Source organism: Mesorhizobium sp. 113-3-9 (assembly GCF_016756515.1).
Taxonomy (GTDB): domain Bacteria; phylum Pseudomonadota; class Alphaproteobacteria; order Rhizobiales; family Rhizobiaceae; genus Mesorhizobium.
In genome coordinates this window covers 1,645,752-1,662,854 of record NZ_AP023246.1, presented here as the reverse complement: position 1 = coordinate 1,662,854, position 17,103 = coordinate 1,645,752, and the positions used below count along the sequence as shown (strand labels likewise).

The window sequence follows — 17,103 nt, the reverse complement described above, 5'->3', positions numbered from 1 at the left end:
CCGCACCCTACTGCCCTACTGCCCTACTGCCCTACTGCCCTACTGCCCTACTGCCCTACCTCACAATCATCCGCTGCTGGTCGCGCTTCTCGGTATAGCTGCCCTTGTCATAGGCGGTTTGCGCCTGCAGCTGTTCCTTGGTGAAGGTCGTGTAGAGATACTTCTTGCCGTCCTTGTCGGTCATGAATTTGAGATTATCCAGGCCAACCGCGACCTCCTTCCCGCCGATGCCGAGGAAGCCGCCGACGTCGACGATCACGGCATCGGTTTTGTTGTCGGGCGTCAGCACGACATCGCCGATCTCGCCGACCTTGGCATCATTGGCGCCGTAGACCGTGGTGCCCTTGAGGTCGTCGGCCTTGATCTCACCAACCGGCATCGCGGTCAGCGTGGACTTGTCGATGGCAGCCGTCTGCGTCTGGTCGGGAGCCGTCGCGACCGGAGCCTCGGCTGTCTTGTCCGCCGGAGCGGCGGCGGGAGCCGTGGTCGTGGCCGGTGCTGTCGCCGCGGGCTCGTTGGAAGCCGTGGTTGCCGGCACCGGATCATAGGCCTTGCGGTTGAAATCCGGCTGCGCCTGCAACTCTTCCTTTGTCGTCTGCGCCACCAGCCAGCGGTCGCCGTTTTTCTCGGCCCACTGTGCCTTGCCGAAATCATAGGTGACATTCTTGGCGCCTAGGCCAAGAAACCCACCCACCCCGATAACCAGGGATTCGGCCTTGCCCTCCTTGGACAGCACGATGTCGTTGACACTGCCGATATTCTGCGCGTCGTCACCGGTGCCGTTGTAGACGGTCTCACCAATGATATTGGTGGCAAGGTTGCCGTCGGCGCGCTTCACCGGCTCAGCCGGGGTGGCATTCATGTCGACAGGTTTCTGCGCTGTATCCGTTGTCGCGGGGGCCGTGGGAGCTGTCGCATCCGTCGAAGCGGCTGGCGCCGGCGCGGGCCCATAGGGCTTGCTGTCAAATTCCGGATGCGCCGTCAGTTCTTCCTTGGTTGTCTGGGCAACCAGCCAGCGGTCGCCATTCTTCTCGGCCCACTGCAGCTTGTCGTAGTCGAAGGCGACATTTTTCGCGCCTACGCCCAGAAAGCCGCCGACGCCGATGACGACGGATTTCGCCATGCCATCCTTGTCGAAGACGACATCGCTGACCTTGCCGATGTTCTCGGCGTCGTCGCCCGTGCCGTTATAGACGGATTCGCCGATGATGTTGGTGACGATGCTGCCTTCGGCGCGCGGCACCGGAGCGGCTGCGGCCGGCTCCTGAACGGCGGGGGCGTCCGCCGGAACCGGAGTCGTCGCGCTCTGTGCGAAGGCGCCGGTCGCGATCAGCGTTGCGAGTGCGGTCGTGGCAAAAAGGGTGCGGATCATGATAGTCTCTCCTCGTGCATGATTTCGTGCACGCCGCGCCCGATTGAACCGTCGCTGGGAAGATCGGGCGTGGCATCTCTACGGGTTCACAACGTCGTGACCATGCTGTTGTTCCGACAAAATTGGCCTGGATCCGGCGGCGAAAAAACACGGAGCGGTTGCACGGCGGCCTGAGACCATGCGCTGAATTGCATCGTTCGAATGGAACCTTTCCCGTACCGTCACGTTTCAGCCTGCGGCTGGGCTCGCCCGGCACATTTTGGCTGACAGACGGAGCGGGGCATGAAATTTGCGGCGGTGCTGAACCGGGACGGTGGCACCTTGCGCACAACCGACCTCGCCGCCCTTTCCGACAGGATGCGCCAGACGCTGGAGACGGCAGGCCATTCTCTCAGCATCGATGTCGTTGCCGGCAAGGACGTTGTGGAAACCCTCGACAGCGCTGCCTCGCGCCGCACCGTCGATGTAGTGCTCGCCGGTGGCGGTGACGGAACTATTTCAGCCGCGGCCGCCAGGCTGATGGGCAAGAAGAAGGCACTTGCCATATTGCCGGCCGGCACCATGAACCTGTTCGCACGCGGTCTCGGCATTCCGCAGTCGCTTGACGCCGCGCTGGAATCCTTCGCCGACGGCGAGATCATCGCGGTTGACATGGCCACGGCCAATGGCCAACCCTTCGTCCATCAGTTCTCGATCGGCATGCATGCCAAGATGGTGCAACTGCGCCAAGGCATGGAATTCGGGTCGCGCCTGGGCAAGATCGGAGCTTCGGCCAAGGCGGCGTGGGCGACGATCAAGAACCCGCCTGCGATGAACGTGACGCTCGGCATCGGGGACGCCGAGATGACGGCGCGCATAACAGGCATCGGCGTCACCAACAATCTGTTCGGCGAGGGCCACCTTCCCTATGCGGACAACCCTTCGGGCGGCGTGCTGGGCATCTACGTCACGGTGGCGCAGCAGCGTGCCGAACTGGTGAAGTTCCTCTTCAACGTGGCGCGCGGCAAATGGCGCGACAATGAACATGTCGAAATCCATCAGTCCGACCGCACTGTCCTGAAAATCCATTCCGGCAGCAGGAAGTTCCGCGCCGTCATGGATGGTGAACTGGTCCGGCTTGATCGTGAAACCACCATCGAGATCAAGCCTTGTGCGTTGAACGTCCTGGTGCCCGCCAGCATCGCCGAGGCAAAGGCCGCCTGATGCGATCCCCAACCATGACGGCCGAAAATCCGGAGCATTGTCTTGACGCCATCCCGGACGGAAAGCCGCTTCACGCCTTTCCCGCAATTGCCCTAGCCGCTCGGCGCGCTTCCCTGCTGCGTCGCCGGTGTCTTGGCCACCTCACCATAGATTTCGGCGATGCCCCAGGCAGCGATAGCCAGCAGCAGCGCGGCGATCAGGATGCGCAGGCCGTGCCAGCCCCATCGGCCCTGTCGCGCTTTGTCTTCAGGAATGATCTTGGTCATGGCCGATCCTTGTTTCGTTCTGCGCCTGTTGGCGCACTCGGCAAAACACGGTCGGGTAACGGTTCCCTGCTAGGATGGTTCCGGGAAAGCGAGCCCGTAGCGGGTCGGTGGTTTGGCAAGACGGCGAAGACCGGCATGGGCATTGGGGATTGGGGTGAATAGCAAGGCGGAAATAGGGACGAGCCTGCCGGCCGAGGTCGCGCGCTCGATAGAGGACCAAGACCGGCTGGCCGTGCTGCACGGGCTGGAGATGCTGGATACGGCGGCCGACCCGGATTTCGACCGCATCACCGGCCTTGCCGCATCCGTGATGCAGGTGCCGGTCGCCCTGGTGACGCTCGTCGATGTCGAGCGGCAATGGTTCAAGTCCTGCTTTGGGCTCGACGAGACCGAAACCTCGACCGACATCTCCTTCTGTGCCCACGCCATCGCAGCCGGCGACGATCCCATGGTGGTGACCGACGCGACGACAGACCCTCGCTTCAAGGCCAATCCGCTGGTCACCGGCAAGCACCATGTGCGTTTCTACGCTGGCGCGCCGATGCTCGTGGCAGGCGCCAGGATCGGCACGCTGTGCGTGCTCGACCGCAAGCCACATGCCTTTCCGTCACAGGCCAAGCTCGACCAGCTGAAGACGCTGGCAGGACTCGCCGCCAGCCTGTTCGCCTTGAAGGACGCGACCCGCAGCGGTGCCATCGCCGAGGCAGCACTTGCGCGCGAGGAGAAGCGGCGTGCCATCGCGCTCGATGCGGCGTCGCTTGCCAGTTGGGCATGGGATGTCCGCACGGACATCATCGAGTGCGATGTGCGATTGTCGGAATTGTTCAACCTGCCGCGTTCGACCCGGCTGCGGGCACGCGACATCCTGACCGCCATCGATCCGCGCGACGTCTATCAGACCGAAACCCGCTTTCGTGACGCCTTGACCGGCAGCGACGATTATTTCGGCGAATACCGGGTGAAGGACTTTCATCCGCCGCGCTGGGTGGCCACGCGCGGCAGCGTCATCGAGCGCGACGGCGACGGCAAGCCGACGCTGATCTTTGGCGTCAACTACGACATTTCCGAACGCAAGCTCGGCGAAGAGCGGCAGCGGCTCCTGCTGCGCGAACTCAACCATCGCGTCAAGAACACGCTGGCGACCGTCCAGGCGCTGGCGACGCAGACCGTGCGTCATGCCCGCCAGCCGAGCGAATTCCTAGACGCCTTTGGCGCCCGGCTTCAGGCATTGGGCATCGCCCACAATCTCTTGTCCGATCGCGAGTGGCGTGGCATCGGCATCCGCGAACTCGTCCAGATAGAGATCAGGCCCTTTGACACCGACGACCAGCCGCGTATCACCATCTCCGGCGCCGACCTTTTGCTGTCGCCCGACCAGGCCGTCGGCCTCGGGCTCATCCTGCACGAACTGGCCAGCAATGCGCTGCAATATGGATCGCTGTCGGTTGCATCGGGCAAGGTTGACCTCGGCTGGAAGACACAAGGCAGGAAGGGCGACCGGCGCCTGGTGCTGACCTGGCGCGAAAGCGGCGGCCCTGAAGTCGCCCCGCCGCAGCGCCACGGCTTCGGCTCGATTCTCATCCGCCGCAGCCTGGCCAAGGTCATTTCAAGCGAAGTCACCCATGAATTCCGGCCCGAAGGCGTCTTCGCCGAAATATCGATGCCGCTGGAAGATCTGTCCAAGTGACGGATCCTATCGAGGATCAGAGCGGCGGCGTCATGTCTCGTGCCCGCCATCCGGATCGTCGGGCTTCGTATTCTCGCGGTATATGGCATAGGCGGCGAGCGCCACGGCCGGGCCCAGAACCACGCCGAGGCCGCCCTTTCCCTTGAGCAAGGCCGGCAGCACGGCAAGTGCGGCCGTGATGCCGATCGCCTTCATATCGGCGTTGCGCCGCCGCGCCTCGCGGCGGGCGCGGGCGCCGGACATCAAGCGATGGACGAGAAGAACGAGGCCGGCGATCACCAGGAAGCCGACACCGAAGCCAAGCGCCGCCGCGAACGATCCATAGCGGGCCGCGGCCCAGATATAGGCTGCCCCGACCAGAAAGCCGAGACCGCACAAAGCCGCCAGCGCGGCAAGCGCATAGATGATGGCCGCCGTACGCGCGCGACGTATGGCGGCCACGGTTTCACCCGAGGCGAAACCCGAAAGCAGGGATGCCAGCAGTCCCATCTGGGGCGGATCTAGCGACGCGCGAGCAGCGCGAAGAGGAAGCCGACGCCCGCGGCGATCGCCAGCGACGTCACCGGCTTTTCGCGCACGCTCGCCACCATCTGTGCCTCGATATCCCTGGCATTGCCGCGCAGGCTGTCAAAGGCCGCTTCCCCCTGGGCACGCAACTGCTCGACACCCTCGGCCGCCGCACGGCGCGCCGTGCCGTAGCCGTGTTCGCCGGTCTTGGCCAACTGCTTGGTAAGCTTGTCGATATCGGCCTTCAACTGCTTGATGTCGGCTTCGAGGTCCGAATTCGTCCGCGCTTCGTTGGCGGTCTTTCCTGCGGCGGTTGCCATTGCTTAACTCCTTGTGATTGCTCGATTTCAAACGCGCCTTGCGTCTCAAGGTTCCGGTATCGGGATAAACTAGAGCAACTCCAGGAAAAGTGTGAAGCGGTTTTCCCGGGAAAGGTGCGTAGCACTTTCCCTTCGGAGTTACGTCAAAAAGCAAAGAGATAGAGCAATTCGCTGTTTCCGTGAAACAGTGAACTGCTCTAGCCGAAAACGCGCACGGACGCACCAATCACCAAACCATGGCGAGAGGGCGTGTCGTCAGATCAGTGGGCGACGGCCCTCGCCCAACCCTTCCCAACCGGCGAGCTGCTTGAGCCCTTCAGTGTCGACCACCTCGCAGCCACCGTCCCGCCAAAGGATCAGCTTGCGGTCCATCAGTTTGCGGATCGTCTTGTTGGTGTGAACCAGCGACAGGCCGAGCGTATCGGCGATGTGCTGCTGCGTGATCGGAATCTGGATGGATTGCTTGCCGTTCAGCCCGACGACCTTGGCGCGGCTGGCTATGAAGGCAATCAGATAAGCGGCACGCTCGATCGCGCTGCGGCGGCCGACGCTGAGCAGGTTCTCGTCCAGCATGCGTTCTTCGCGCGACGCGATCCAGGTGATGTCGTAGCCGAGACCCGGATGGTTGCGGTAGAGTTCGTGCAGATTGTCGCGTTCAAAAACGCAAAGCAGCATCGGCGACAAGGCCTCGACGGAATGCTGCATCTCCCCCATGACGCTGCCTTGCAGGCCGATGAGATCGCCGGGCATGAGATAGTTGAGAATTTGTCGTCGGCCGTCCGGCAACAGCTTGTAGCGGAACGCCCAGCCGGACAGTACAGTGTAGAGATGAGCGCTATGGCTCCCCTCCACGAGCACCGTGGCGCCCTTGTCGACCGCGAGCTCGCCCTTCTTGAACTTGCTGATGAAGGCCAGTTCCTGATTTTCGAACTCGCGGAAAACCGGCAATGGCCGTAACGGACATTTCTCGCAAGGATATTGCCGGCTCGATGAAGCACGCCCGTTCTGCCCTGGCATTTCGACCCCTCTTCGAAAGCCTGCCGGTCAGCAGGCACCCTTAAACGTTTTGCCGGGATCGGAGTTCCAGGTTGAGGGCATGTCTTTTTTAAATGACAACACACCCAATTGCGATCATGACTCCCGGCGTTTCAAGGAGCCTTCACCTGTGATGCCCACATTGCTTGACGGATTGCGGATTCTTGTCCTGGAGGACGAATTCCTCATCGCCATGGATGTCGAGCAGCTTTGCCGCGACCACGGTGCGCGGGAAGTGGTGATAGCCCGAGACCTGGCCGAGGTCGACGGCGGAAAGGTCGCGATGCAGTTTGACGCGGCCATTGTCGATCTGATGCTGGGCGGCACATCGACGCTCGAATTCGCCGCCGGCTTGCGGGAAACAGGCGTCCCTTTCGTGTTTGCCTCCGGCTATTCGGATGCGGACGAGATCAAGGCGTCCTTTCCGGGGGTGAGGCTGGTCACCAAACCCTATTCAGGCGAGGATCTCGTCGAAGCGGTGGCTCGGGCCTACGGACGCGGCTCCGCGGGGTAAGATCGATACAGCTGCGTCCGAATTCGCTCTCTGAACCTTACGTCAATGCGCCGCGGTCCCCGTGACCTGAGCCGAGATCGCATCGGGACCATATTCGTCCTCGCCGGAAATCTTCAGGATCTCCTGCAGGCGCGTGCGGGCCCTGCTGACGCGGCTCTTGATCGTTCCGACCGCGCAACCGCAGATTTCGGCGGCCTCCTCATAGGAGAAGCCCGATGCGCCGATGAGAATGATGGCCTCGCGCTGGTCTTCCGGCAATTGCTCGAGAGCGCCACGAAAATCCTTGAGGTCGAGTTGGCCGTGCTGGGCGGGATGCACCGCGAGCCTCGCTGTCATGATGCCGTCGCTGTCCTGAACCTCGCGGCCGCGTTTGCGCATCTGCGAATAGAATTCATTGCGCAGGATCGTGAAAAGCCATGCCTTGAGATTGGTGCCGGGCTGGAAGCTCTCATGCTTGTCCCAGGCCTTGACCAGCGTTTCCTGGACGAGGTCGTCGGCCTTGTCGGCATTCTGCGTCAGCGACACGGCAAAGGCCCGCAAGCTCGGGATTGCCCCAAGCAGATCGGTCTTGAAGCCTTGGGAGACCGCTGCCATGCCTCAGTCCTTCTTCTGTGCGGGTTCGGTCTGTTCCAGCTGGCTGAGCAACTGGGCAAAGCGATCCGGCACATCGTCGGAGACCAGCTCGTCGTAATATTGTTTGAGTTTGCGTCCGATCTCGGAGTTCGGCCCCAGAGGGTCACCTACACCGTTCCGGCGCCTGCCCTCGGCGCCAGCCAGAATATCTTTCGTCATGTCCTTCATTTCGCCCTTATATTCCCAGCGCTAGGCCGCTCATACTCAACTCAATACAAGGCAAGCGGCACCCTCGTCTGGTTGCCCATCCCGACACCAAACGCCGTTCCCGCCTTTTCGTTCCATATCGGCCGGAACTTTTTCGGAAAACCCGCGTTGTATTAGCGGGGCTTGCAATCAGCTTGACCTGCAATCCAGGCAATCACGTCATTCTGAGGGAGACGTTTTACCATGAGTTTATCCGCCACCATCGCACCGCATCTGCCATTCCTGCGCCGCTTCTCGCGCGCTGTCTCGGGATCGCAAGAGAGCGGCGACGCGCTGGTCGCTGCGATGCTTGAAGCCATCATCGCCGACGTCGACATCTTCCCTGAGGCATCGAGCGACCGCATCGCTCTGTACAAGGTTTTCGCCAAGCTGTTCACCTCCGTCGCCATCCGCGTACCGCAGGAACAGGCGCAATCGGCGTGGGAGCAGCGCGCCGCCGCCAATCTCAATGCGATCGCGCCGCTGCCCCGCCAGGCTTTCCTGCTGGTTGCGGTCGAAGGCTTCAGCGAGGACGAGGCGGCCGAGATTCTCGACGTCGGCGACCAGCAATTCTCCGAACTGCTTGCCCAGGCAAGCAATGAAATTTCCCGCCAGGTGGCGACCGACGTGCTCATCATCGAGGACGAACCGCTGATTGCCATGGACATAGAGGAGATGGTCGAGAGCCTCGGTCATCGTGTGGTTGGAACGGCGCGCACGCATGCCGAAGCAGTGACGATGTTCGGCAAGACACGGCCGAAGATGGTGCTGGCCGACATCCAGCTCGCCGACGGCAGTTCGGGCATCGAGGCGGTCAACGAGATCCTGTCGTCAACCTCGGTGCCGGTCATCTTCATCACCGCCTTCCCCGAGCGGCTCTTGACCGGCGAGCGCCCCGAACCGGCCTTCCTGGTGACCAAGCCGTTCAATCCCGACATGGTCAAGGCGCTGATCAGCCAGGCGCTGTTCTTTGACCGCCAGGCAAAGGCCGCCGCATAGGTTCGCTGTTTCCGGCACGAGTATCAAGAAATCAAAGGCCGTTCGACGCGATGCGTCGGGCGGCCTTTTGGCAGCCGAGACCGTCATTCCTGAATTTCGCTGTCGGTTCCGCCTCTAACGGTTTGCAAGCATCGTCTTTTTCGGCAAATGGTGGAACAAACCGCATCCACCCACGTTTTCCCTGCACCATTCGGAAGGAGATGAACCATGCTTTACTGGGCGCTCGTATTTCTCGTCGTGGCAATCATTGCCGGCGCGCTTGGTTTCGGCGGCATCGCCGGCACGTCCGCCGGTATAGCGCAGATCTTGTTCTTCATCTTTCTCGCCTTCCTGGTCATTTCGCTCCTGGCCGGCCTGTTCAAACGGGCCTGAGGGCGAACACTTCTTCGAGCGAACACTGGAAGCCGCACCCCTCAAACGGTTTCCAGCCACCGCCGGGCGGTATCCCTTCAGGGGACACCGTCCGGCGGACCGCTTTAGAGGGGCAGGCTCTCGGGACATTTCATTTTGGAACCCATTCGACAGTGAGCCGTTCAGCCTGAGTTGGGTGGACAGATAGACCGATGCGCTCCAGGACTGCAGATAAAACGGAAGGCGCACGGAGCGATGAAGTCATCGCCTTGCATCCGGCTGAAAGTGGCATGCAGCTTGGCCGAGCCCTTCTCCACGCACTGCACAATGCAGGCATTTCCGTCCTCTATCAGGATCGCGACATGAAGACCGTATGGGCGCGCAACATGCGCGCGCCTTGGGCCTCGGACAATTCCGACGGCAACGGCATCCTGCCGATGGCGCAGGCCGACCGGATCAGCGCCGCCAAGCGCGATGTGGTTGCGACCGGCAATCCGGAGCGCCTTGAAATCAGTGTTCCAGTCGAGAATGGCGTCCGCTGGTTTCAGATTTGGGTCGATGCCGACCGGGGCGACGCCGGTGACGTGCAAGGTGTCGTCACCACCATGGTCGAGACGACCGAGCAGAAGCGGCGCGAACAGACACTGACAACGCTGCTGCGCGAGGTCAGCCATCGCTCGAAGAATCTCCTGGCGATCATCCAGAGCATCGCGAGCCAGACCGGCCGCTATTCAGATGGCATCGGCGACTTCCTGACGCGCTTTCGCGGCCGGCTGCAGTCCCTGGCCTCCTCCCAGGATCTGGTTACGTCCTCGAACTGGCGCGGTGCGGCGCTTCATGAACTGGTGACGAGCCAGGTTGGCCGCTATGGGACGAACACACCGCACAGCCTTCGCTTCCGGGGCGCCAATCCCTACCTCAATCCCAACGCCGCGCTTCATATCGGCCTGGCGATGCATGAGCTCGCCGTCAACTCGGTCAGCTACGGCGCCCTGTCCCGGCCGGATGGGTTCGTCGAAGTAACCGCCGATCTCAACACCGCCGCGACCGGTGAGGTTACACTCTCGCTGACATGGGCCGAAGCCGTCGGAGCCAATGGCGGTCGGAGGACGGAGAAGCGCTTCGGCAGCGTCGCGCTGGAGCGGGTGGTGCCGACATCCCTGGGCGGAACCGCGACCCTCGACATCGTGGATGGCCGCCTCGAATACCGCCTCGTCGTCCCACACAGCAATTTCGAGGCCCAGTGAGCGGCTTGCGGCAGCAACGATCTTAACCAGCCGTTCACCATAAAAGCGGATGGTTTTTTACCCAGACACCGCCGGAACCTGTCCAGCCTTCGGACATTGTTGGCAGCAGGACTTCAGACGGTAGAGGAGGAATGTCTTGACGGTTGCCGACATCAACAGATTGGAACAGGCCGCCCGTATTTCGATGGGCGAATTTCTGGATGCCGAAGCCGCCGCGGAAACACTCCCTCATGTACGTCACGGCTTGATCAAAGGGGTCGGCCTGGCGCTGGCCGCTATAATACTCCTGGCCGCTCTGTTCCAGTTGACCTGACCGAAGTCCTGCTCGCCCTCCCCTGCGCTCTCGGCTGGATGTCACTACCTTGCCCCGGTCCCAGGCCGGTTTGTTGGTGGCAGCCTCTCGTGCGGAAACCCAGTTCCTCGCACCGTCATTATTTGCGCGTCTTCGTGACCTGACAGGAACTTTTTGACGATGTGCGCCGTTGTTGCGGCGAGAGGACATCTCGTCATGGAACACATAGCCGCGTTGTTGCTGGTCATCGGCTGTTCGAACTCGATGGCCGATTGCCGAGAATTGCAGGTGCCCGTCAGTGTTTTCGCGACCGCCGATGAATGCACCGCTGAACGGCCATTCGCGATGGGCGACGTGCAAGGGCAGGCGCAGCATGTCGTCGCCAAATGCCTCGCGGTCGATCCCGCACTTGAGGATGACTACGATCAAATAGTCTGGAATGTGCGCCCCGATGGCAGCCTCAATGCATCATTGGCGATTTCCAATGTGGTGATGGCATCGGCGGCGGCGCGCCCAGAAAAAGACTATCTTAGCCAACAATAAATTCGAGCAGCAAAGGCCGTCATTTCGTGCTAAATGGCTGCTGGACCCAACTAAGCTAAATGGCTGCTGGAGCCAACCAAAGTGTGGACACAAAGTGAGGAGTGACTCAATGCGGAAGATGATTATTGCGGTGGTTGCGGTTGCCGCTCTCAGCGGCTGCACCTCGACCGAGAAGGACGTGGCTGGCGGCACCTTGATTGGTGCTGGCATTGGCGGCCTGGTCGGCGGCGGCAAGGGTGCGCTGATCGGTGCGGCTGTCGGTGCCGGATCGGGCTTGCTGGTTCGCAACCTGCGCAACGGCTATTGCCAGTATCGCGACCGTCACGGCCGGATTTACACGGCCCGCTGCAACTAATTCGGCGATAGTCGAAACTTCGATCCGGAGGCCGGCCACGCCAGCCTCCGGATTTTACACGTATGGACACATTCCATCGCTATCGGCGCGGCCATTTGGCCGTCAGCCCGCGAGCGGAATTCTTATTTCCACCTTCAAACCATCGGCCTGAAAATCGCGCTTGATCGTGCCGCGCAACTCGCGCGTGACGTTGAGGTCGATCAGCTTGGTACCGAATCCGGTCTCGGCGGGCGCCTCGACCTTTTTCTTCCCGGCCTCTCGCCAGTTCAGCGCCAGCGTCCGCTCGCGCCCCCGCCCTTCCAGCGACCAGTCCACTTTGAGCGCCCAGTCACTTCGTTGCGCATTGGCGGAATTGCCGGCTTCGCCATATTTCAGCGCATTGGTCGCCAGTTCATGGAAGGTGAGGCCAAGCGCCTGCGTCGTGGTTTCGTCGAGCAGCACCTCGGGACCCGTCAACAACCCCTCCGGCAGGTCCTTGCCGAACACCTGGCCAAGTTCGATGCGCAGGAGATCGGCCAGATCGGCCTTCTGCCAGCGCGAGCGCGTCAGCATGTCCTGGGAAGCGGCCATAGCCTGCAGCCTGGCCGAGAAGGACGCTGAAAACTCGTTGACGTCGGTCGCTCGCGAAGCTGTCTGCCGCGCGATCGCCAGCACCCTGGTGATCGAATTCTTGATGCGATGCTTCATCTCCTGCAGCATCAGGTCTTTTTCGAGCAGGCTCTTCTCGGTCGTCTCGTGCAAGCGCGATGCCGCCTCATAGGCACGCTCCTGATAGCGCGCCACCAGCGCGATGGCGCCTGCCGCCAGCAGGCCGAACAGCCCCAGCATCACCGGGATGGCGCGCGACGATGGCTGCGAGAAGGCGCTGGTCGGCCTGAACAATACCGTCCACGGCCGGCCGGCCACCGTGATCTTGCGGGTGACCAGCAGCCGATCGCCAAAGGACGAAGCCGGCGGCGTCTCCGACTGGAACAGGAGGTCGTCGCTGTTCACCGCGCCGTCATAGATTTCCGTGTTGACCGGCAATAGCGGCGCACGGCTGAGCGCGATCTGGAACAGGTCGCGGGCGCGGAAGGCCGCGTAGAGAAAGCCCGCGGTCGAGGATCGCGATGCGTTGATGACCTCAGGTGCTGTTTCGACGTTAAGCCGGACGAAGACCAGGAAGCCGGTGAAAGTCTGCGTGGCGCCGGTGCCTTGGCCCAGTTGCAGCAGCCCGCTTGCGTGCTGCTGGTCATCGGCCATCGCCTTCTCGATCGCCGCGCGCCGCACTGGTTCGCTGAACATATCGTAGCCGATGCTGGCCTGGTTGGACGGATCCATCGGCTCGAAGAGCATGATGGGCGCGCGCCAGGGCTGCGTCGTCTCCGGATAGACTGGATGGCTGGCGCCAAAATCATGCAGGATGTCGCGTTCGACCGCCGCCTCATCGCCCGTCTTGACCAGCCCGAGGAAGCCGATGCCGCGCAGGCCGGCGAAATTGGTGTCGACATCCAGCGCGTTGAAGAACGCCTTGAACTCGCTCTGGGAGATGTCGCCATTGCGGGCATCGAACAGGGCCTGCGTCGACCGCAGCAGGGACAAATGCAGATCGATACGGCTCTCGATCCGGTTGAGTGCGTCATCGGCCGCCGCCTCGAACTTGATGCGGGCGGCTTCCTGCGTCGCGAAATAGGCGAACCCCGCCATGGTCATGCTGATCAGCGCAACGGCGATGAACGCGACAATCGGAAAAAGTTTCTTCAACGGATGATGCGGTCCATGAGCAATACCGGACCTTTATGGGCAAGTCGCCGGGCCAACACAATGGCAAGGCCAACCCATCGCGATCACTGGCACATCACGTGAGCGGCAACGGGAACGTGCGGGAGAGCCATGCCACCCCGCCGAAAGCCCTCAGGCGGCAATCTTCAGCGCACCTGGTCCAGGAATGGCGCCAGGGGGACACTTGCCCAGGATGATCATGCCGAGCACCTCGTCTTGTGTGACGTCGGTGGTGCGCGCGGTGCCGACGACCTGTCCGTTCTTCATCACGCAGACCCGGTCGGCCAGCTCGAACACATCATGGATGTCGTGGCTGATCAGGAAGATGCCGATGCCGTCGGACTTGAGCTGCCTGACCAGTTCACCGACCTGAGCCGTCTCTTGCGGACCCAGAGCCGCCGTCGGTTCGTCCATGATCAGGATACGGGCGTTGAACAGGATCGCGCGTGCGATCGCCACTGATTGCCGCTGTCCGCCCGACAGTTTGATCACCGGTTCCTTGAAGCGCTGGAAGCGGGGATTGAGCCGCCCCATCACCTTGCGCGCCTCGGCCTCCATGGCGACATCGTCGAGCGTGCCCCAGGCGGTCATCAGTTCGCGGCCAAGGAAAAGATTGGCGGCGGCGTCGACATTGTCGGCCAAGGCGAGCGTCTGGTAGATCGTCTCGATGCCGTATCTCTTGGCGTCGCGCGGGTTGGAGATCGAAGCCTCCTCGCCATTGACGAAGATCTGTCCGGCGTCGCGCTTATAGGCGCCCGACAGGATCTTGATCAGCGTCGACTTGCCGGCGCCGTTGTGGCCGAGGAGCGCCACGACCTCGCCCGGGAAAAGATCGATCGAGGCGTCGTCGACGGCCCGGATACCGCCAAAGGCGATCGAGATGTTGCGCATGTCGACCAGCGGCGTGCCGGCGGCGGGAGCGGTTTTTTCAGCCATGGTCTTTCTCCCCCTAAACCCGCTTGCGGTAGACGGTGTCGAGCCAGACGGCGATGACCAGAACGGCGCCGACGACGATGCTCTGCAGCGGCGAGTCGACGCCGAGCAGCACCATGCCGGACTGCAGCGACTGCATCAGCAACGCTCCGAGCATGGCGCCGATGATCGTTCCCGAGCCGCCGGCCAGCGATGTGCCGCCGATGACGGCGGCGGCGATGACAAGCAACTCGTCCAATGTGCCAAGCACGTTGGTCGACGAGTTCTGCCGGGCAGACGAGATCGCGGCGGCGATCGTGGCCAGCACGCCCATGATCATGAACACCTTCATGGTGATCCAGCGTGTGTTGATGCCGGCCAGGTTGGCGGCCTCCGGGTTGCCGCCGATGGCGAAGACATAGCGGCCGAAACGGGTGCGGTTGGTGATGAAGGTCATGATCAGCCCGACGGCGATCGCCATCAGCACCGGGATGGCAATGCCGTGGGCGATGAACAGGCCACCCTCGGGTACGGTGATGTTGTTGGCGGCGGCGTATCTGTTCACGATGCCGATGGGCCAGGGATAGGAATTGGCCAGCCACACCGCGCCCATGATGACGGCGCAGGTGACTGTGCCAAGCAGCGTTTCGGCCCAGACCGGGCGCAACGGGAAGCGGAAGCGCTTGCGCTGCACCCGCCCGTTGAACAGTGCAAACACGACGGCGAGGCAGGCGACGATACCGACGATCCAACTCCAGGTGGCGCCGATCGATCCGGCCGGGCCGCCGCCCATCAGCTGGAACGTGGCATCGAGCGGTGCCACGGTCTGGCCTGACGTGACCCACCAGGCGGCACCGCGCCAGACCAGCAGGCCGCCCAGCGTGACGATGAAGGCCGGCACTTCGAGATAGGCGATGATGAAACCCTGGAAAGCGCCGATCAGCAGCCCGAGCGCCAGCCCGATCACCAGCGCCAGAACCCAGATCCACGGATTGCCGAGTTCAAGCCCGACGAACCGGACCAGGAAATGCACTTGGGCAAAGCCCATGACCATGCCGATCAGGCCCTCGGCGGAGCCGACGGACAGGTCGATATTGCGCATGACGATGACCAGCACCATGCCGCAGGCCATAATGGCGACAGCGGAGGTCTGCACCGACAGGTTCCACAGATTGCGCGGAGTGAGAAAGGTGCGGCTGTCGAAATCGAGCGGATTGACGCCCAGACGCAGACTCGAAATCACGTGCAGCCCGACCCAGATCAGCAACAGGGCACCGATCATGCCGAGCATGCGGGTGTCTATCTCGGTTGCCTTCAGGAACCGGGCGACCGCGCCAAGCTCCGACGCGCGCGCGGTGTCGACCTGCGGGTTGGACGTCGTGTCGGTCATGATTTCCTCCCACCGGCCGGCCATCCGGCACGGATGCCGGAACGCAGCCTAGAAGCTATCCGCCTGAGGCGGAAACACAAATCTTTTTGAGAAAACGCCGGGGCTTGAGAGCAATTCCAGGAAAGGTGCGTAGCGGTTTTCCGTCCGGAATTGCGGAAACAAAGACCAGAGCGGTTCAGCGTATCTAGAAGACACTGAACCGCTCTGCGCCGCGGCGTCATTGTCGAACTGTGCTGCGCCGTTTTAGTTGCAGGCCGCGACGCTGCCGGCGGCGACGCCCGCGCAGACTTCGTCCTTCTTGATCCAGCCGGCATCGATGACGAGATTGAGATTGTCCTTGGTGATGGCGACAGGGGTCAGGAACAGCGACTTGACGGTGTTGCCGCCAGGCGTCGTGAAGTCCTTCACGCCGGCGATGTCGGTCATCTTCTTGCCGTCAGCCAGCTGCGAGGCGATCTCGGCGGCATTCTTGCCGAGCTCGCGCGCATCCTTCCACACCGACACGGTCTGGGTGCCGAGCGCGATGCGGTTCAGCGCGGCATGATCGCCGTCCTGGCCCGACACCGGCACGGTACCGGCAAGGCCTTGCGCCGTCAGCGCCGCGACGACACCGCCTGCGGTGCCGTCATTGGCGGCGACCACGGCATCGACCTTGTTGTCGTTGGCGGTCAGGAACTGTTCCATGTTCTTCTGGGCGTTGGCGGGGAGCCAGCCGTCCGTATAGGCCTCGCCGACATTCTTGATCTTGCCGCTGTCGATGGCCGCCTTGAGCACTTCCATCGAGCCCGAGAACAGGAAATCGGCGTTCGGATCGGCACCCGAGCCCTTGATGAAGACATAGTTGCCTTCCGGCTTGACCTTGAACACTGCGCCGGCCTGCAAGCGGCCGACTTCCTTGTTGTCGAAGGTCAGGTAGAAGACGTCCTTGTTCTCGATCAGGCGGTCATAGCCGACGACCGGAATGCCTTCGTCCAGTGCCTTCTGCACCGCCGGGCCGATCGCCGAGGCATCCTGCGCCAGGATGATCAGCGAGTTGGCGCCCTGCGAGATCAGGCTCTCGACATCGGTAAGCTGCTTGCCGGGATTGGACTGCGCATCGGCGGAAATGTACTTGTCGCCGGCGGCCTCGATCGCCTTCTTCATGGCGGCCTCGTCGGTCTTCCAGCGCTCTTCCTGGAAGTTCGACCACGAAACACCGATGACCTTGTCCTTCGCCTGCGCGACCGACGCAAGCGTCAGCGACATGGCGACACCCGCCAGGATGGCGGCCGTGAATCTCTTCATGATATCCTCCCTGCGCCGCGTATGGCGCGACCAAACTGACCCGAAGGCCGGCACAGAGGCTCTATTTTTTCGAGCCTCAAAAAAAATACTGATCCATCGTCGGAACGCTGTCAACATCGATTCTGATGGATCTTGAGGTGTGGTGGACTTTTTTTCGAGCCTCGCAATAAATAAATGACAGCACCAGCCGCTTCTGCCAGTATTTGCCCCAGTCGCCGGCAGTGTTCGAGGGGCAGTAAGAACCGC

General features: G+C 62.2%; 20 protein-coding genes. 9 read left to right on the top strand and 11 right to left on the bottom strand.

What is annotated here, in order from left to right; all coding sequences use genetic code 11:
- Positions 1-55: 55 nt before the first annotated feature.
- Positions 56-1,372, bottom strand: a complete 1,317-nt coding sequence (locus MesoLj_RS08080) for a PRC-barrel domain-containing protein (RefSeq protein WP_202325657.1) — start codon at positions 1,370-1,372, stop codon at positions 56-58.
- A gap of 282 nt (positions 1,373-1,654) precedes the next feature.
- Here MesoLj_RS08080 and MesoLj_RS08075 point away from each other — a divergent pair, with 282 nt between their 5' ends.
- Positions 1,655-2,575, top strand: coding sequence for a diacylglycerol/lipid kinase family protein (locus MesoLj_RS08075; protein ID WP_202325656.1), 921 nt, complete (start codon positions 1,655-1,657; stop codon positions 2,573-2,575).
- A 92-nt stretch (positions 2,576-2,667) separates the two neighbouring features.
- On the opposite strand, the gene MesoLj_RS08070 is transcribed toward MesoLj_RS08075, so the two are convergent.
- Positions 2,668-2,841 (bottom strand): hypothetical protein, encoded by a 174-nt coding sequence (locus MesoLj_RS08070; RefSeq protein ID WP_181179846.1) that lies wholly within the window; start codon positions 2,839-2,841, stop codon positions 2,668-2,670.
- A 154-nt stretch (positions 2,842-2,995) separates the two neighbouring features.
- Between MesoLj_RS08070 and MesoLj_RS08065 the strand changes: the two genes are divergently transcribed.
- The gene (locus MesoLj_RS08065; RefSeq protein ID WP_202325655.1) at positions 2,996-4,528 is read left to right on the top strand and encodes a sensor histidine kinase; all 1,533 of its coding nucleotides are present in this window, start codon (positions 2,996-2,998) and stop codon (positions 4,526-4,528) included.
- Between the two features lie 30 nt (positions 4,529-4,558).
- On the opposite strand, the gene MesoLj_RS08060 is transcribed toward MesoLj_RS08065, so the two are convergent.
- From MesoLj_RS08060 to MesoLj_RS08050, 3 genes are all read right to left on the bottom strand, one after another.
- Entirely contained in the window at positions 4,559-5,017 is a 459-nt protein-coding gene (locus MesoLj_RS08060; protein ID WP_202325654.1) for a hypothetical protein, read from the bottom strand.
- Positions 5,018-5,028: 11 nt separating this feature from the next.
- Positions 5,029-5,355 (bottom strand): DUF883 family protein, encoded by a 327-nt coding sequence (locus tag MesoLj_RS08055; RefSeq protein WP_140772693.1) that lies wholly within the window; start codon positions 5,353-5,355, stop codon positions 5,029-5,031.
- Positions 5,356-5,610: 255 nt separating this feature from the next.
- The gene (locus MesoLj_RS08050; protein WP_140772696.1) at positions 5,611-6,372 is read right to left on the bottom strand and encodes a Crp/Fnr family transcriptional regulator; all 762 of its coding nucleotides are present in this window, start codon (positions 6,370-6,372) and stop codon (positions 5,611-5,613) included.
- A gap of 151 nt (positions 6,373-6,523) precedes the next feature.
- Here MesoLj_RS08050 and MesoLj_RS08045 point away from each other — a divergent pair, with 151 nt between their 5' ends.
- A complete protein-coding gene (locus tag MesoLj_RS08045) occupies positions 6,524-6,904 on the top strand; it encodes a response regulator (protein ID WP_172352833.1) in 381 nt (126 codons plus the stop codon).
- A 42-nt stretch (positions 6,905-6,946) separates the two neighbouring features.
- On the opposite strand, the gene MesoLj_RS08040 is transcribed toward MesoLj_RS08045, so the two are convergent.
- Both MesoLj_RS08040 and MesoLj_RS08035 read right to left on the bottom strand, forming a co-directional pair.
- Positions 6,947-7,498 (bottom strand): RNA polymerase sigma factor, encoded by a 552-nt coding sequence (locus tag MesoLj_RS08040; protein WP_010911883.1) that lies wholly within the window; start codon positions 7,496-7,498, stop codon positions 6,947-6,949.
- A gap of 3 nt (positions 7,499-7,501) precedes the next feature.
- Positions 7,502-7,705: a NepR family anti-sigma factor gene (locus MesoLj_RS08035; protein ID WP_056575812.1), complete on the bottom strand. Its 204-nt coding sequence runs from the start codon at positions 7,703-7,705 to the stop codon at positions 7,502-7,504.
- 222 nt (positions 7,706-7,927) lie between these two features.
- Between MesoLj_RS08035 and MesoLj_RS08030 the strand changes: the two genes are divergently transcribed.
- The 6 genes from MesoLj_RS08030 to MesoLj_RS08005 all read left to right on the top strand — a co-directional run bounded on the left by MesoLj_RS08030 (position 7,928) and on the right by MesoLj_RS08005 (position 11,510).
- Positions 7,928-8,722, top strand: coding sequence for a response regulator (locus tag MesoLj_RS08030; RefSeq protein ID WP_064990804.1), 795 nt, complete (start codon positions 7,928-7,930; stop codon positions 8,720-8,722).
- 207 nt (positions 8,723-8,929) lie between these two features.
- A complete protein-coding gene (locus MesoLj_RS08025) occupies positions 8,930-9,094 on the top strand; it encodes a DUF1328 domain-containing protein (protein WP_027031438.1) in 165 nt (54 codons plus the stop codon).
- A gap of 191 nt (positions 9,095-9,285) precedes the next feature.
- Positions 9,286-10,320: a sensor histidine kinase gene (locus tag MesoLj_RS08020; RefSeq protein ID WP_202325653.1), complete on the top strand. Its 1,035-nt coding sequence runs from the start codon at positions 9,286-9,288 to the stop codon at positions 10,318-10,320.
- A gap of 136 nt (positions 10,321-10,456) precedes the next feature.
- On the top strand, positions 10,457-10,633 hold the full coding sequence (locus MesoLj_RS08015) for a hypothetical protein (RefSeq protein ID WP_202325652.1): 177 nt from the start codon (positions 10,457-10,459) through the stop codon (positions 10,631-10,633).
- 195 nt (positions 10,634-10,828) lie between these two features.
- Positions 10,829-11,155: a hypothetical protein gene (locus MesoLj_RS08010; RefSeq protein ID WP_140772700.1), complete on the top strand. Its 327-nt coding sequence runs from the start codon at positions 10,829-10,831 to the stop codon at positions 11,153-11,155.
- A 109-nt stretch (positions 11,156-11,264) separates the two neighbouring features.
- A complete protein-coding gene (locus MesoLj_RS08005) occupies positions 11,265-11,510 on the top strand; it encodes a YMGG-like glycine zipper-containing protein (RefSeq protein WP_140772701.1) in 246 nt (81 codons plus the stop codon).
- A 102-nt stretch (positions 11,511-11,612) separates the two neighbouring features.
- On the opposite strand, the gene MesoLj_RS08000 is transcribed toward MesoLj_RS08005, so the two are convergent.
- The 4 genes from MesoLj_RS08000 to xylF form a co-directional block, all read right to left on the bottom strand.
- Entirely contained in the window at positions 11,613-13,253 is a 1,641-nt protein-coding gene (locus MesoLj_RS08000; RefSeq protein ID WP_140772703.1) for a CHASE domain-containing protein, read from the bottom strand.
- A 150-nt stretch (positions 13,254-13,403) separates the two neighbouring features.
- Entirely contained in the window at positions 13,404-14,207 is an 804-nt protein-coding gene (locus MesoLj_RS07995) for an ATP-binding cassette domain-containing protein (protein WP_202325651.1), read from the bottom strand.
- 13 nt (positions 14,208-14,220) lie between these two features.
- A complete protein-coding gene (locus tag MesoLj_RS07990; protein WP_056576524.1) occupies positions 14,221-15,573 on the bottom strand; it encodes a sugar ABC transporter permease in 1,353 nt (450 codons plus the stop codon).
- Between the two features lie 243 nt (positions 15,574-15,816).
- Positions 15,817-16,857, bottom strand: coding sequence for a D-xylose ABC transporter substrate-binding protein (gene xylF / locus MesoLj_RS07985; RefSeq protein WP_140772707.1), 1,041 nt, complete (start codon positions 16,855-16,857; stop codon positions 15,817-15,819).
- Between the last annotated feature and the right edge of the window lie 246 nt (positions 16,858-17,103).

Excerpts from the sequence above, each read along its gene's own strand:
- MesoLj_RS08045 (WP_172352833.1), top strand. The coding sequence starts at position 6,524 with ATGCCCACATTGCTTGACGGATTGCGGATTCTTGTCCTGGAGGACGAA.
- MesoLj_RS08040 (WP_010911883.1), bottom strand. The coding sequence starts at position 7,498 with ATGGCAGCGGTCTCCCAAGGCTTCAAGACCGATCTGCTTGGGGCAATC.
- MesoLj_RS08025 (WP_027031438.1), top strand. The coding sequence starts at position 8,930 with ATGCTTTACTGGGCGCTCGTATTTCTCGTCGTGGCAATCATTGCCGGC.
- MesoLj_RS08055 (WP_140772693.1), bottom strand. The coding sequence starts at position 5,355 with ATGGCAACCGCCGCAGGAAAGACCGCCAACGAAGCGCGGACGAATTCG.
- MesoLj_RS07990 (WP_056576524.1), bottom strand. The coding sequence starts at position 15,573 with ATGACCGACACGACGTCCAACCCGCAGGTCGACACCGCGCGCGCGTCG.
- MesoLj_RS08050 (WP_140772696.1), bottom strand. The coding sequence starts at position 6,372 with ATGCCAGGGCAGAACGGGCGTGCTTCATCGAGCCGGCAATATCCTTGC.
- MesoLj_RS08070 (WP_181179846.1), bottom strand. The coding sequence starts at position 2,841 with ATGACCAAGATCATTCCTGAAGACAAAGCGCGACAGGGCCGATGGGGC.
- MesoLj_RS08075 (WP_202325656.1), top strand. The coding sequence starts at position 1,655 with ATGAAATTTGCGGCGGTGCTGAACCGGGACGGTGGCACCTTGCGCACA.
- MesoLj_RS08080 (WP_202325657.1), bottom strand. The coding sequence starts at position 1,372 with ATGATCCGCACCCTTTTTGCCACGACCGCACTCGCAACGCTGATCGCG.
- MesoLj_RS08060 (WP_202325654.1), bottom strand. The coding sequence starts at position 5,017 with ATGGGACTGCTGGCATCCCTGCTTTCGGGTTTCGCCTCGGGTGAAACC.
- xylF (WP_140772707.1), bottom strand. The coding sequence starts at position 16,857 with ATGAAGAGATTCACGGCCGCCATCCTGGCGGGTGTCGCCATGTCGCTG.
- MesoLj_RS08030 (WP_064990804.1), top strand. The coding sequence starts at position 7,928 with ATGAGTTTATCCGCCACCATCGCACCGCATCTGCCATTCCTGCGCCGC.
- MesoLj_RS07995 (WP_202325651.1), bottom strand. The coding sequence starts at position 14,207 with ATGGCTGAAAAAACCGCTCCCGCCGCCGGCACGCCGCTGGTCGACATG.
- MesoLj_RS08035 (WP_056575812.1), bottom strand. The coding sequence starts at position 7,705 with ATGAAGGACATGACGAAAGATATTCTGGCTGGCGCCGAGGGCAGGCGC.
- MesoLj_RS08005 (WP_140772701.1), top strand. The coding sequence starts at position 11,265 with ATGCGGAAGATGATTATTGCGGTGGTTGCGGTTGCCGCTCTCAGCGGC.
- MesoLj_RS08020 (WP_202325653.1), top strand. The coding sequence starts at position 9,286 with ATGCGCTCCAGGACTGCAGATAAAACGGAAGGCGCACGGAGCGATGAA.
- MesoLj_RS08010 (WP_140772700.1), top strand. The coding sequence starts at position 10,829 with ATGGAACACATAGCCGCGTTGTTGCTGGTCATCGGCTGTTCGAACTCG.